Annotated in this window: 10 protein-coding genes; 6 read left to right on the forward strand and 4 right to left on the reverse strand. The window is 45.0% G+C overall.

Features of this window, described 5'->3' with window-relative positions:
• Positions 1-247 precede the first annotated feature (247 nt).
• Together ONT08_RS07440 and ONT08_RS07445 are read right to left on the reverse strand one after the other, a co-directional pair.
• A complete protein-coding gene (locus ONT08_RS07440; RefSeq protein ID WP_264959631.1) occupies positions 248-1,459 on the reverse strand; it encodes an aminopeptidase C in 1,212 nt (403 codons plus the stop codon).
• Between the two features lie 83 nt (positions 1,460-1,542).
• A complete protein-coding gene (locus ONT08_RS07445; protein WP_264959632.1) occupies positions 1,543-2,949 on the reverse strand; it encodes an aminopeptidase P family protein in 1,407 nt (468 codons plus the stop codon).
• A gap of 208 nt (positions 2,950-3,157) precedes the next feature.
• On the opposite strand from ONT08_RS07445, the gene ONT08_RS07450 reads away from it, so the two are divergent.
• Positions 3,158-4,009 (forward strand): patatin-like phospholipase family protein, encoded by an 852-nt coding sequence (locus tag ONT08_RS07450; RefSeq protein WP_117587121.1) that lies wholly within the window; start codon positions 3,158-3,160, stop codon positions 4,007-4,009.
• 145 nt (positions 4,010-4,154) lie between these two features.
• Here the strand turns inward: ONT08_RS07450 and trmD are convergent, their stop codons facing one another.
• Positions 4,155-4,829 carry a tRNA (guanosine(37)-N1)-methyltransferase TrmD gene (gene trmD / locus ONT08_RS07455; RefSeq protein WP_006847387.1) on the reverse strand — a complete coding sequence of 225 codons (675 nt, stop codon included), beginning with the start codon at positions 4,827-4,829 and terminating at the stop codon, positions 4,155-4,157.
• A gap of 330 nt (positions 4,830-5,159) precedes the next feature.
• Between trmD and ONT08_RS07460 the strand changes: the two genes are divergently transcribed.
• The 4 genes from ONT08_RS07460 (at position 5,160) to ONT08_RS07475 (ending at position 11,142) form a co-directional block, all read left to right on the forward strand.
• Positions 5,160-7,418: an aconitate hydratase gene (locus tag ONT08_RS07460; RefSeq protein WP_254971255.1), complete on the forward strand. Its 2,259-nt coding sequence runs from the start codon at positions 5,160-5,162 to the stop codon at positions 7,416-7,418.
• 34 nt (positions 7,419-7,452) lie between these two features.
• Complete coding sequence (locus ONT08_RS07465) at positions 7,453-8,799, forward strand: citrate/2-methylcitrate synthase (protein WP_264959633.1); 1,347 nt, start codon at positions 7,453-7,455, stop codon at positions 8,797-8,799.
• Between the two features lie 271 nt (positions 8,800-9,070).
• The gene (locus ONT08_RS07470) at positions 9,071-9,442 is read left to right on the forward strand and encodes a hypothetical protein (protein ID WP_264959634.1); all 372 of its coding nucleotides are present in this window, start codon (positions 9,071-9,073) and stop codon (positions 9,440-9,442) included.
• A 143-nt stretch (positions 9,443-9,585) separates the two neighbouring features.
• Complete coding sequence (locus ONT08_RS07475; RefSeq protein ID WP_118200255.1) at positions 9,586-11,142, forward strand: IS1182 family transposase; 1,557 nt, start codon at positions 9,586-9,588, stop codon at positions 11,140-11,142.
• A gap of 223 nt (positions 11,143-11,365) precedes the next feature.
• Here the strand turns inward: ONT08_RS07475 and hemW are convergent, their stop codons facing one another.
• The gene (gene hemW, locus ONT08_RS07480) at positions 11,366-12,502 is read right to left on the reverse strand and encodes a radical SAM family heme chaperone HemW (protein WP_264959635.1); all 1,137 of its coding nucleotides are present in this window, start codon (positions 12,500-12,502) and stop codon (positions 11,366-11,368) included.
• Positions 12,503-12,730: 228 nt separating this feature from the next.
• Here hemW and ONT08_RS07485 point away from each other — a divergent pair, with 228 nt between their 5' ends.
• Positions 12,731-14,893: an elongation factor G gene (locus tag ONT08_RS07485; RefSeq protein WP_264959636.1), complete on the forward strand. Its 2,163-nt coding sequence runs from the start codon at positions 12,731-12,733 to the stop codon at positions 14,891-14,893.
• Positions 14,894-14,964 lie beyond the last annotated feature (71 nt).

Below are 14,964 nucleotides of genomic sequence, written 5' to 3' on the forward strand. Positions count from 1 at the left end.
TCTGCCCCCAAAGTTACGAAAATAAAATGACAAAAGGAAATGTTTAGGGAGGAATTTTACTAAATTACCTAGAAATAAGTAAAATAAGACTTGTTGGCAACCCAAAATAAGTAAATGAGAGTTTTTCTTGGCAACAAAAAAGGCAGCAAACTCATCGGTTTGCTGCCCCTTGGATATTTTTGTTTAGGAGAATGTCCATAGAAAACCTATAGACTGTTAACTATAACTTTTAACTATTAAAACTCTCCTAGATTCCGAGCTTCTTGCGGATGTCCTTAGGAAGGGCGTTCTTGTTAACCATGAAGTCCATAGTCTTGTAAGCTACGAAAGCCTTGGTCATGTACCAGGTTCCCTTGTAGTCACCATACTCGCCCCAAGAGTTCTTAACCATGTAGTACTCCTTGCCGTTCTGATCCTTAGCGGTACCGTAGATGTGCATACCGTGGTCGTCAGTTGTCTCCCAATTGTCGAATGCTTCCTGACGCATAGCCTGTGTAGGAACAATCTCAGGAGCATTTACGCCGAGAGAATCAAACTTCTCCTTCTTCTCGTCCTTAGAGAGCTTGAACCAATGGTCAGCATCTGTACCGGCCATAGAGCGAACCTTCTTTACGTCGTAAGCGATACCGAGACCCTTGCGAGTGAAACCATCTTCTGTTACGTCACCGCCCCAAGCTACTGTGTAACCGTTGTTTACAGCGTTGTCGATGATTTTGCAGATGTCTTCCATTGGAACGTTGTAACTCAAAGGCCAGCGCCAGTTATCCTGTACCTCAACAGCAAACTTGCTCCACATTGGGTGGTGGGTGTAGCTGGTAATGGTTACATAATCATCAAGATTCAAACCGAGGCTCTGGCAGAAGCTCTGTGGAGTATACTGCTTGCCCTCGTATGTAAACTTCTCAGGAGCCTTACCGATGTAAGAGTCGATGATGCCCTGAAGACCGCTCTTCCAGGCTGGAGAAAGCTTCTTAGCTGTGCTCTTTGCTACTGCCTCTACGTATGGAGTCATTACATTGAAGAACTCACCGAAGTTAGCCAAAGAGTCACCTGTCAATGAACCTGGTGCAGGCATGGCAGACTCAGGTACAATACCATAGTGCTGCAAAGCATAGAGTACATCGTAGGCGCTACCACCCTCAGAGAAGCTCACGTCGCCGTGCATTCTTACAGCCACTGTGGCGCGGTCCATATAAGTCTTGTTGGCTACGAACATTTCGCTGAGGTCGTAGGTCTTGCCTGTCTTCTTCAAGATTTCGCTCTCGAAGTAGCTGAGGGTAGAGTAAGCCCAGCACGTACCACTGCGGTTCTGGTCCTTGATGCTAGTGATAGGATTCTGCTTTACTACAGTAAATACAGGTTTGTTCTTTGCTACTTCTGCAGAGTCTGCAGCTTTCTTCGCATTTGCTCCTGTGGCTACCAAAGCCATCAAGGCTGCAACAATCATAGTTTTCTTCATGAATTCTTTTCTCTTTATATTAATGTTCTTGTTATATCTTCTCTCTGATTCCTTTTTCTGAAATGATTTCTCTTTCAGAAATTTTATTCCTTGTTGGCTGCCATGAACTCCTCAACATCTTTTGGATGATAAGGTATGCGGTCTTTGCCCAGGAATCTGCAACCATCTTTGGTGATGAGTACATCGTCCTCAATTCGGATACCACCGAAATCTTTATAGGTCTCAATCTTGTCGAAGTTGAGGAATTCTGCACAGTGACCGGATGCCTTCCAGTCGTCGATGAGGGCAGGGATGAAGTAAACTCCCGGCTCGTCGGTTACCACGAAACCTTCCTGCAGACGGCGACCCATACGCAGGCAGTTGGTACCGAATTGCTCCAGATTAGGGCGTACCTCTTCGTCGAAACCAACGTTAATCTGGTCGAGGTTCTCCATGTCGTGAACATCCATTCCCATCATGTGGCCCAAACCATGAGGCAGGAACATGGCGTGTGCTCCAGCCTTTACAGCCTCTTCTGTATCACCCTTTGCAAGTCCGAGCTCCTTCATGCGGTCGAAGAGCAGGCGGCAAACAGAGAAGTGTACGTCAGCCCATTTTACGCCTGGCTTGGCTACATCCAGCGCATGGTCGTGGCATTCTTCTACAATAGAGTAGATTTCCAACTGGCGCTGGCTGAACTTTCCGCTCACCGGCATGGTGCGGGTGTTGTCTGAACAGTAGTTGTTCATAGTTTCTGCACCTGCATCACAAAGTGCCAGTCTGCCTTCTTCCAGTACATTCATAGATGGATAACCATGCTGAATTTCACCGTGCTGACTGAATATGGTTGGGAAACTGACCATGGCTCCGTAAGAGTGGGCAATGCCGCTTACCTGACCTGCAACATATTTTTCTGTCACACCCGGACGTACGAGCTTCATCGCTGTGGTATGCATCTTGTATCCGATGACAGCAGCACGCTCCAATTCCTCGATTTCTTCCTGGGTCTTAGTTGAACGCATCTTCACAACAGCCTTGATGAGGTCCATGCTGGCCTCTTCTTTCTGCTGGTTAGGATGGATGCCCAGAAGGTCGAATACCTGCAGCTTGATGTCGTAGCGGTAAGGTGGCAGGAAATGAATCTTGCGCTTCTTCGACATGGCGTCGTTGCAGATAGTCTTGAGCGTTTTCATAGGTGCTGAGTTGTGAACGCCTACCTGCGCTGCAAGATCGTGAACATTGTCAACGCTTCCGTACCATACGATGTCTACGAGGTCGATGTCGTCGCCAATCAGGGTTTCAATATCATTGTCTATATCTATCACACCTACCAGACCGTCGCGCTGCAATCCGAAATAATAGAGGAATGTCGAGTCCTGACGGAAAGGGTAATATCCATTATTAGGGAAATTACATGGTGAATTGTTGTTTCCGAAAAGTATAATTACGCCGCTTTTCACAAGCTTCTTCAGCTCCTGTCTGCGGCTGATGTAAGTCTCTTTGCTGAACATATTTTTAGTATTTTACATTATTTTGCTTGCAAAGTTAGCAATTATTTCCCAAAAAATACGTATCTTTGCAAGCAAAATTGAATAAAACGCGTAAATTTATAAATAATTAATATAAAAACGGCTTTTAGCTAGACAAAATGTAAGAAAATTGTCTATGCTGCGAGCAAAATATAATTATTTTCAGAATTTTAAAAGCAGAGAGTGTGTTATGAAATTAAATTTGAAAACAACAGGTTTGGTTCTTGAGGGAGGAGGCATGCGAGGGGTCTTCACCAGTGGGGTACTGGATGCCTTCATGAAGCATGATGTTTATTTCCCTTATACGGTGGCTGTATCGGCTGGGGCATGTAATGGCATGTCGTATATGAGCCGCCAGCCTCGGCGTGCCCGTATCTCTAACATCGATTATCTGGCCCGATACCAGTATATCGGTATTCGCCATCTGGTGACTCAGGGGTGTATCTTTGACCGCAAATTGCTCTACGATAAGTTTCCGAACCAGCTCTTGCCTTTCGATTTTGATACCTATTTTAAGTATGCCGATGGTTTCGAGATGGTTACTACCAATTGTCTTACGGGCAAGGCTATGTATCTTTCCGAGAATCATGACAGGCAGCGTGCACTGGATGTTGTGCGTGCTTCCAGCAGTTTGCCATATGTGAGCAAGATTGTGGAAGTGGATGGCATTCCGATGTTGGATGGTGGTATTGCGGACAGTATTCCGGTACAGCACGCCATTGACATGGGGTGGCAACACAATGTGGTTGTCCTGACTCGCAACAAAGGATGGCGTGATATGGGCAAAGACCATAAGATACCTTATTTATATAAGAACTATCCTCGCCTGCGTGTGGCTCTGAGTCACCGTCATCGGGCTTATAACGAACAGATCCAGCTTGTAGATGATCTGGAGGCTGCGGGTAAGATTACCTGTATCCGTCCAATCCGTCCGTTGGAAGTTGGCAGAATAGAGAAGGATACCGATAAACTGGAACGCCTCTACGAAGAAGGTTTCATGCTGGGTGAGGCTTTCTGCGAAAAATGCGTAGAAAAAGAATAATATTAATAAGGTGTAGTTGATAAATAAGGTGTAGAGTTTTAGTATATGGCTTGAGAATGAGTAGAACGGTGATTTTTTGGAACGGATTACACCGTGCCTAAAAATCACCGTTCTGGGTATGATAGTAATCAGCAATGATTTCTTCTTATTTCAGCAGGTCAGGGCGCAGGCGCTTGGTTCTTTCCATGGCCTGGTCGAATTCCCACTGGCGAATCTTGGCTTCGTTGCCACTGAGCAGAATCTCCGGAACCTTCCATCCCTTGTAGTCGGCAGGACGGGTGTAGATAGGGGCGGCAAGAATGTCGTCCTGGAAACAGTCGGAAAGTGCGCTCTGTTCGTCGCTGATAACACCCGGAACCAGTCGGATGACGGCATCTGAGATGATGGCTGCAGCAAGTTCGCCACCCGTCAGCACATAATCACCTACACTGATTTCGCGGGTAATGAGATGATCGCGCACACGCTGGTCAATACCCTTGTAGTGACCGCAGAGGATGATGAGGTTACCCTGCATCGACATTTCGTTGGCTATCTTCTGGTTGAAAGTTTCACCATCTGGCGAAACATAAATCACGTCATCATACTCGCGCTCTGCCTTCAGCGCAGCAATGCAGCGGTCTATTGGTTCACATTGCATCACCATGCCGGCACTTCCGCCGTATGGATAGTCGTCCACACGCTTCCATTTATCTAATGTGTAGTCACGCAGGTTGTGCAGATGAATCTCCGCTAGACCCTTCTTCTGCGCACGTGCCAGAATGGACTCATTGAAGAATCCCTCCAGCATCTCTGGTAATACTGTAATAATGTCTATTCTCATAACATCTGCAAAAATAATAAATAATGCGGAGAGCACCAAAAATTTTTGCTTTTTCTTTCATTTTTACTTCTCTTTTCTTCACTTTCCTTTCTTTTTTCTCTGTTTTCCTGCCTTTCCGTAGCCATTCTTGTCTTTTCATATCATAATCCTGCTTTTCCGGAGAAAGAGAGTGATTAACGTATAAATATGCAACAAAATTATCAAAAAACAGAAAAATCATATCAAAATGATAAATTTTCGATAAAACATGCTACTATTTGTAGAAAAAGTTGTATTTTTGCAAACAGAATTGCTCGAAAGAGTGTATAATTAATTAAAATTGTGAACAAGATGATATTGGACATTGAAATGCTGAGAAGCTTTTACGCTTCGTATTCGGAAAGTGTAGCCCAGGCTAAGGCTACGGTGAAACGACCTCTTACTTATGCCGAGAAGGTGCTCTTTGCGCATCTTTTCGACCCTACACAGTTGCGACCATATAAAAGAGGTATAGAATATGTTGACTTCCGTCCTAATCGCGTGGCGATGCAGGATGCGACTGCGCAAATGGCACTCTTGCAGTTCATGAATGCGGGTAAGGACAAGGTGGCCGTACCTGCTTCCGTACATTGTGATCACTTGATTCGTGCCGATGTGGGCGCTACGCAAGACCTTCCTGAGGCATGTAAGACTAATAAAGAGGTATATGACTTTCTGAAATCTGTTTCTCAGAAATATCATATCGGATTCTGGGGACCTGGTGCCGGAATCATCCATCAGGTAGTGCTCGAAAACTATGCATTCCCTGGAGGTATGATGGTGGGTACCGATTCTCATACTCCTAATGCCGGTGGTCTCGGTATGGTGGCAGTAGGTGTAGGTGGTGCTGATGCCGTAGATGTGTTGACCGGTCAGCCTTGGGAACTCAAGATGCCACGTCTCATTGGTGTGCATCTCACAGGTAAACTCTCTGGCTGGGCCACTCCTAAGGATGTGATTCTCGAAATCCTCGGCATCCTTACCGTAAAGGGCGGAACCAATGCCATCCTCGAATACTTCGGCGAGGGATTGGACAGCATCTCTACCACTGGCAAGGCTACCATCTGTAACATGGGAGCCGAATTGGGTGCCACATGCTCTATCTTCCCATTCGACCAGAATGCTAGCGAGTATCTCCGCAAGACAGGCCGTGAAGAAATTGCATCTCTCGCACAGATGAATGCAGCCGAACTCCGTGCTGATGATGAGGTGTTGGCAGATCCGTCTGCTTTCTACGACCAGATTGTTGAAATCGACCTTTCTAAGGTTGAACCTCATCTTAACGGTCCGTTCACTCCAGATGCAGCCACACCAATCTCTCACATGAAGGCAAAAGGTCCTGCCAACGATTATCCGATGGTAGTAGAAGTAGGATTGGTAGGTAGCTGTACCAACTCTTCTTATCAGGACTTGGCCCGTGCTGCCAGCATTGCCCGTCAGGCTTATGAGAAAGGTATTGAGGTGAAGGGACAGCTTATCATCAACCCAGGTTCAGAGCAGATTCGCTATACAGCCGAGCGTGATGGCATCCTTGATGATTTCAAGAAGATTGGAGCCCTCATCATGACCAATGCCTGCGGTCCTTGCATCGGACAGTGGAAGCGTCATACCGACGATAATACGCGCAAGAATGCCATCGTCACTTCTTTCAATCGAAACTTCCGCCGCCGTGCTGATGGCAACCCTAATACGTTTGCCTTCATCGGCAGTCCAGAGCTCACCGTGGCTCTCACCATTGCGGGCCGTCTCGACTTCAATCCGGCTACCGATACCTTGTTGGATAAGGAGGGCAACAGCGTGATGCTCGATGCGCCTACAGGTTTCACCTTCCCACCTAAGGGTTTTGCCGTAGAGGATAAGGGATTCATTGCTCCAAGCGAAGAAAATGCCAATGTAGAGGTAGTTATTGCGCCTGACAGCAACCGACTCCAGAAACTTGCTCCGTTTGCTCCATGGGATGGAAAAGACCTGACAGATATGCCGCTTCTTATCAAAACCGAGGGCAAATGTACCACCGACCACATCTCTATGGCGGGTCCTTGGCTGAAGTTCCGTGGACATTTGCAGAACATCTCCGACAACCTTTTAATGGGTGCCGTTAATGCCTTTAACGGTGAGAGTAATAAGGTGAAGAACCAGTTGGATGGTGCTTATGTCGAGGTTTCTACCGCTGCCAAGGCTTACAAGGCAAAAGGCATCAGCAGCATCGTGGTGGCAGAGGATAACTATGGTGAAGGTTCTTCCCGTGAGCATGCAGCTATGGAGCCTCGTTTCCTCAACGTGAAGGTGATTCTCGCCAAGAGTTTCGCCCGCATCCACGAAACCAACCTGAAGAAGCAGGGTATGCTTGCCCTCACATTCTGCAACAAGGATGATTATAATAAGGTGCAGGAGGACGACCGCATCTCTTTGACAGGTTTGAAGGAGTTTGCTCCAGGTTCTAAACTCACCGTCACCCTGAAGCACAAGGATGGTTCTGAGGATAGTTTCGAGGTTGAGCATACTTATAATGATACACAGATTGCATGGTTTAAGGCTGGTTCTGCATTGAACTTTGCTGCAAAAAAATAATAGTTGTAGCCATACAGCTAAAAAAGTAACAGTTATGAATAAAGAATATTTAATATATAAATTAAGCGATGAGGTAAAAAACTCATGCAAGATTGATAAGGATGCATTCAAGAAGTTCAATGTGAAGCGTGGACTTCGTAATGAGGATGGCTCTGGTGTGTTGGTCGGACTGACCAATATTGGTAATGTAGTGGGTTATGAGCGCGATGCAGAAGGTAAGTTGACCCCTACTGAAGGTAAACTTTATTATCGTGGTTATGAACTTGATGACCTGGTAACTCCTCTCTTGAAGGAGAAGCGTTTCGGATTCGAGGAAGTAGCCTTCCTGCTGCTCTCGGGCCAGTTGCCTGATAAGGAGGAATTGGATGCTTTCAAGGAACTTCTGAACGATAATATGCCGCTTGATCATCGTACGATTACCCATATCATCGAACTGGAAGGCAGCAACATCATGAACATCCTGGCCCGTTGTGTGCTCGAAATGTACACCTTCGATCCGAATCCGGATGACATCAGCCGTGACAATCTGATGCGCCAGAGTATTGAATTGATTGCCAAGTTCCCAACCATCATTGCTTATGCATACAATATCTACCGTCACTCTGTTCAGGGTAGAAGTCTACATATTCGTCATCCTCGTGAGAATCTCTCTATTGCAGAGAACTTTCTTTATATGATGAAGCATGAAAACTATTCCGAACTAGATGCCCGTATGCTCGACCTTCTCCTGATTATCCAGGCAGAACATGGTGGTGGTAACAACTCAACCTTTACAGTACGTGTAACATCTTCTACCCGTACAGATACTTACAGTTCTATTGCTGCTGGTATCGGTAGTTTAAAGGGTCCTTTGCATGGTGGTGCCAATATCAAGGTTATCAATATGTTCCACCACTTGAAAGAAGCTATCAAGGATTGGGGTAATGTAACTGAACTTGATACTTACCTTAAGCGAATGCTTAACAAGGAGGCTTATGACAAGACAGGTCTCATTTATGGTATCGGTCATGCGGTCTATACTTTGAGTGACCCACGTGCCGTTGAACTGAAGCGCCTGGCAGGTGAACTTGCCAAGGAAAAGAGGAGAGAAGACGAGTATAATTTCCTGAAGTTGATAGAGCAGGAAGGTATCAAATGTCTGCAGGAACACCGTGGAGGCAGCAAGCCAGCGTGTGCAAATCTTGATTTCTACAGTGGCTTTATCTATGAAATGATTGGTTTGCCACAGGAAATCTATACACCTATTTTCGCCATGGCACGTATCGTGGGTTGGACAGCCCATCGTATTGAAGAACTCAATTTCGAAGGCCGTCGTATTATCCGTCCTGCATATAAGAATATTCTTGGCGAACTGGTGTATAAGCCACTTAATGAGAGATAAAATTCCTCTTTGTTATTATACAAGAAAGGCAATGCCCGTCGTTGGGTGTTGCCTTTTCCTGTCTATATACAAGCAGGCTATTGTCAAGTGATGCAGTGAAGTTTTTGTTTTGACCATTAGAATTAATATACGTTAAATATTCAAAGTAGTATGTTGTAATTTTGGAGAAATGAATAATTATTCTTATCTTTGTAGCCGAAAAGTATAAAGAAAAGTATAAGTATTGAAGTTTTAACCGTCTAGTTTTAAGACAAAACAGTAAATGGATTGCATGGAAAAAGAATTTGAAGATTACTGGAATAAGCACCAGAAAAGATTAATCTTGAATGCTCCAAAAGCATTACGCGATGAATATATCGAATCAACCAAGCTTGACAGCCCGATAGATTGGGTCTGTTTTATCCTGCCTGTGGCTTTGGGCATTGGCCTCCAGCCAATTTTGGATATTCAGAGTGAGATTCTCTCTTGGGCAGTAGTATTGCTTATTGTGGTAGTTTGTTTTGCTGTGATGCAGCTGGTTAAGCCTATGTTGCAGAAAAAGAAATCTACCATACAAGTAGTCAAGAGCATTAAAGCTTTTTATTATGAAGTATACAAGAAAAATGGTTTAAAGAAATTAGGAGGGTGTGTCATAAGTCTGTGACGCACCCCTTTTTATTTTTTGCCTTTTCACAGATACGAAATCTTTAAAAAACATTTTTATTTACAACAAAGCCCAAACTTTCACAAGCTCGGGCTTTGCCTTTCCGCAAAAGATTTGTATCTTTGCAGAAAACTTCTTTAAGTATGGCAAAGATACAAATAAAATCTGAAACTCGGCACGAATTGAGCTTTTTTCCTAACTCTTTCGATGATTATGTGCCAAAAGACAGCAAAGTTCGTATGGTGGATCGTATTGTTCGCAGTATGGACATCAACCCTCTCATGGATACCTATGATGGGATTGGTGCTCCTCCTTACAGTCCGAAGATGCTTCTAAGTTTAGTTGTTTTTGCCTATATCAATGGCGTTTATTCCTGTCGTGGCATAGCGGACGCACTTAAATACGATGTTCGCTATATGTGGATTTGTGGAGGTAAGCAATTATCTTTCGCAACAATCAACCGCTTTAGATCCAATCATATGATTAAATGCATCGACTTTTATTTTGATGCAGTCGTCTCCATATTGGTTGAAAAGGGCGTGATTAGTCTGGAGGAACAATATGTTGATGGCACTAAGATAGAGTCGAAAGCAAACAAGTACACGTTTGTATGGAAGAAGACTGTGGAAAAGAACAGGGCTAAGCTCTTGGAAAAGACCTCTGCTGCATTGGCTCAGATAAAAGAACAAATTCGCCTGAATGGCGGGAGTGACATTAAGGAAGAAGACAGCGAGCCAGCCACTTCCGCCAAGGATGTAGAGAGAAGTGCACGTTTGTGTGAGAGGCAAGCTAAGAACCTTCCTAAGGCAAAGCTTACAGGAAGAGAGAAGCAAAAGCTAAATACTCAGATAGATCACTTGTTCAAAGCCTCGGACAAACTGTGCGAGTATGAAAAATCACTGGATATACTGGGCGAGAGAAACAGTTACTCCAAGACTGATCCCGATGCGACCTTCATGCGCCTCAAGGAAGATGCCATGAACAATGGGCAGACAAAGCCTGCCTATAACCTTCAAATTGCGACAGAGAATCAATATTGGACGAATTTCGCCCTTTATCCCAATCCAACAGACACCCTGACCTTCAAGCCTTTTTTGGATAAGTACAAGAAAAGATATGGAAAGCAATCCAAGAGCGTCACCGCAGACTCAGGGTATGGCTCGGAGGAGAACTACGAGTACCTAGAGATGGAAGAAATGATGGGTTATGTAAAGTACAACTGGTTTCACAAGGAACAGCATAAGCCTTTCAAGGAGGATGCCTTCAACCAAGCGAACTTCTACTACAACAGGGATGATGACTATTATGTCTGCCCCATGGGACAACACATGGAACCTTGTGGACAACGGCAAACGAAAAGTGACTCCGGCTATGTGTCTGTCATTACATTATATAGAGCACAACGATGTGATGGATGTCCGCTTGGAAGTCTCTGCAAGAAATCCAAAGGCAACAGAACCATATATGTCAACCATAAACTGAATGCATATAAAAAGGAAGCCTTCCTGCTACTAACGTCTGAAGAGGGCTTGAAACACAGAAGCCAGCGACCGATAGAGCCGGAAGCTGTATTTGGGCAGATGAAGGCAGATATGCATTATAAGCGATTCAGGCATTTTGGAATGGACAAGGTTTACATGGATCTAGGATTGTTCGGAATGGGATTCAATTTGAAGAAATATTTGGGTATAAAACGATAAAACTCAATTTTGGTTGTTTTATCGTCAGGGATAACTATGCCCTTTTGTGAGCTTTGGGGCTGTTTTGTTATCGATAAAACAAGAAAAGTAAAGTTTCTATACAATATAATAAGATTCCCTTTGTGAAGAAAGACTACGATTCAACTAGAATATATAGAAACACACACAAAAAAAGGGTGCGTCACAGACTTATGACACACCCTCTTTTTGTTTGTTGAAACCATTATATAATCATGAAATCACTCATCACATCATCCGATATGTAAAGACCTTCCCGAGTGAGGGAGAGCCTGCCGTTCTTTATTTTCATCAGCCCCCGGCTGATATGCGACTGGGCTTCCTGGAGCAGTCTGTCTGCCAGTTCTTTTCCGAATTCCTGCTCCATCTTCATGAGGTTTATTCCGTCGCATGTTCGCAAGGCGGTTGTTATCAGATCGTTGTATCGGGTGGAAATATCTAGCTGTTCACTCTCAGAAGGCAGAATGCCATCGCCGATGCTTCGAATATAAGTCTGGATATTTTCGATATTCCAGCTGCGCTGCTTCCTATTGTAGGAGTGGGCGGCTGCTCCTATTCCGATATATGGTACCTCGTGCCAGTAACTGCTGTTGTGGCGTGAACGGAACCCCGGACGGGCAAAATTGCTGATTTCATAATGTTCGTAGCCTGCTCCAGTAAGCTGGTCTATCAGGGTTTCATACATCTTGCGACTGGTTTCTTCATCTATTTCGCTAATCTTTCCCTGTTTCTGCATATGGTAGAGGGGCGTTCCCTCTTCGTACATCAGACTGTAGGCAGATATGTGTTCCACATCCAGCTGTATGGCATGCCTGATATCGCTCATCCATTGGGAAAGAGATTCTTCGGGAAATCCGAACATCAGGTCGATACTGATATTGCGGATGCCGATATTGCGGAGCCGGTCGACGGCTTCTTCTACCTCTCTGGCGTTATGACGGCGATGCAGAAAGTGTAAGCGCTCATTGCTGAAGGTCTGCGCTCCCATGCTGATTCTGTTGACGGGGAGTTGCTTCAGCGTCTCACAGAAATCACCGGTTACATCGTCCGGATTGCATTCCATCGTGATCTCCATATTCTCTGCCAGCGTATAGTTTTTTCTGATAGCAGAGAAAATCTGGTTGAGTTGGAAGCCGTTGAGCTGACTCGGGGTTCCACCGCCCAGATAGATGGTTTCGATAGTTTCATTGCTTCCGAGAGCGGCTTTTGCCGGGCGCATCTGCATCTCCCGGCAGAGAGCTTCAGTGTAATCATCCCTTAACTTGAGGGAGGTGGTACTGTAAAAACCGCAGTAGATGCACCGGCTTTCACAAAAGGGGATATGTATGTATAGTCCTGCCATATTTCTGAACTTCTTTTTCTATATATAATAAGGTGTAAAGACAAAAACATGTCTAAACAAAGTGCAAAAGTACTAATATGTTTTAAAAAATAGAAGTTTTTTGCCCAAAACTTTTGGCAATGTGCGATTTTTTTTGTACTTTAGTAGCATGAAACAGAAAAACCGGTGGTTTGACTGTGGATTGCAACTAGCAAATTTAAGTATAACCCTTAAAAATCTATAAGCGTCATGAGAGTTTATCAGACAAATGAGATTAAAAACATTGCGCTGTTGGGCAGTGCGGGTAGCGGCAAGACTACACTTGCCGAGAGTATGTTATTTGAAGCAGGCGTTATCAAGCGTAAAGGCTCTGTAGAAGCGAAAAATACGGTGAGCGACTACTTCCCAGTTGAGTTGGAATACGGCTACTCTGTGTTCCCTACAGTTTTTCATGTAGAGTGGAACAACAAGAAGCTTAACATTATAGATTGCCCAGGTAGCGATGATTTCGTGGGAGGTGCCATTACATCTCTCAATGTTACCGATCAGGCAGTTATCCTTATCAATGGTCAGTATGGTCCAGAAGTAGGTACACAGAACAACTTCCGTTATACAGAGAAGTTGGGCAAACCTGTCATCTTCCTGGTAAACCAGCTCGACTCAGACAAGTGCGACTTTGATAATATCATAGCCACCATGAAGGACATTTATGGTTCTAAGTGTGTGCAGATACAATATCCTATCGAGACCGGTTCAGGCTTCAATGCTCTCATTGACGTCTTATTGATGAAAAAATATTCCTGGAAGCCTGAGGGCGGTGCTCCTATTATTGAAGATATTCCAGAAGAGGAAATGGAGAAAGCCATGGAACTTCATTCGGCTCTTGTAGAGGCTGCAGCCGAGAACGATGAGGGACTGATGGAGAAGTTCTTCGAGAGTGAGAGTCTGACAGAAGATGAACTTCGCGAGGGCATCCGCAAGGGATTGGTTACCCGTAGCATCTTCCCTGTGTTCTGCGTTTGTGCAGGTAAGTCGATGGGCGTTCACCGCCTGATGGAGTTCCTGGGCAATGTGGTTCCTTTCGTAAGCGAGATGCCGAAACTGCATAATACACGTGGTGAAGAAATAACGCCAGACAGCAATGGTCCTGAGAGTGTTTACTTCTTCAAGACTGGTATGGAACCTCATATCGGTGAGGTAAGCTACTTCAAGGTGATGAGCGGCTCTATCAAGAATGGTGACGACCTGACTAATGCAGATCGTGGCTCCAAGGAGCGTATCGGACAGATTTATGCCTGTGCGGGTGCCAACCGTGTGCCTGTAGAGCAGTTGAATGCCGGTGATATTGGCTGTACCGTGAAGATGAAGGACGTGAAGACCGGCAATACCCTTAATGGTAAGGGGGCTGAGTGGCGTTTCGACTTCATTAAATATCCTAACCCTAAGTATTCACGTGCTATCAAGGCTGCCAATGTTCAGGATACTGAGAAACTGATGGCTGCACTCCTGAAGATGCGCCAGGAAGACCCTACTTGGATTGTTGATCAGAGCAAGGAATTGCGCCAGGTAATCGTAAGAGGACAGGGTGAGTTCCATCTCCGCACGCTGAAGTGGCGTCTGGAAAACAACGAAAAACTCAATGTGACTTTCGAAGAGCCACGTATTCCTTATCGTGAGACTATTACCAAGAAGGCTCGTGCTGACTACCGCCATAAGAAACAGAGTGGTGGCTCTGGTCAGTTTGGTGAGGTGCATCTCATTGTTGAACCATACGCAGAAGGTATGCCTGATCCTACGTCATTTACCTTCAACGGTCAGGAGTTCAAAATGAATATTAAGAGCCGTGAAGAGGTTAGTTTGCCATGGGGTGGTAAACTGGTATTCCTCAACTCTGTGGTTGGTGGTGCCATTGATGCCCGCTTCATGCCAGCTATTCTGAAGGGTGTTATGGACTGTATGGAACATGGTCCGTTGACGGGCAGTTATGCACGTGATGTACGTGTCATCGTTTATGATGGTAAGATGCACCCTGTAGATAGTAATGAACTTTCGTTCATGCTTGCTGCCCGCCATGCGTTCAGCGATGCCTTCAAACAGGCTGGTCCGAAGATTCTGGAGCCTATCTATGATCTTGAGGTTTATGTGCCTGCTGATTTCATGGGTGATGTGATGAGTGATCTCCAGGGACGTCGTGCTCTCATTATGGGTATGGACAGCGAGGCCGGTTACCAGAAGTTGAGTGCCAAGATTCCTTTGAAGGAACTTGCCAGCTATTCCATCTCTCTCAGTTCACTGACTGGTGGACGTGCTTCGTTCACTACCAAGTTTGCCAGCTACGAGTTGGTTCCTTCCGACATTCAGAGTAAGCTGATTGCGGATCATGAGGCAGAATTGGAGAAGGATGCTGAATAGCAATTGTTAGGTTAGAGAAAAATCTCTCTTATATAAATTAAAATTTTATGTTGATATGACCAATATGGGGA

Origin of the sequence: Segatella copri (genome assembly GCF_026015465.1) — a bacterium.
Lineage (GTDB): Bacteria > Bacteroidota > Bacteroidia > Bacteroidales > Bacteroidaceae > Prevotella > Prevotella copri_E.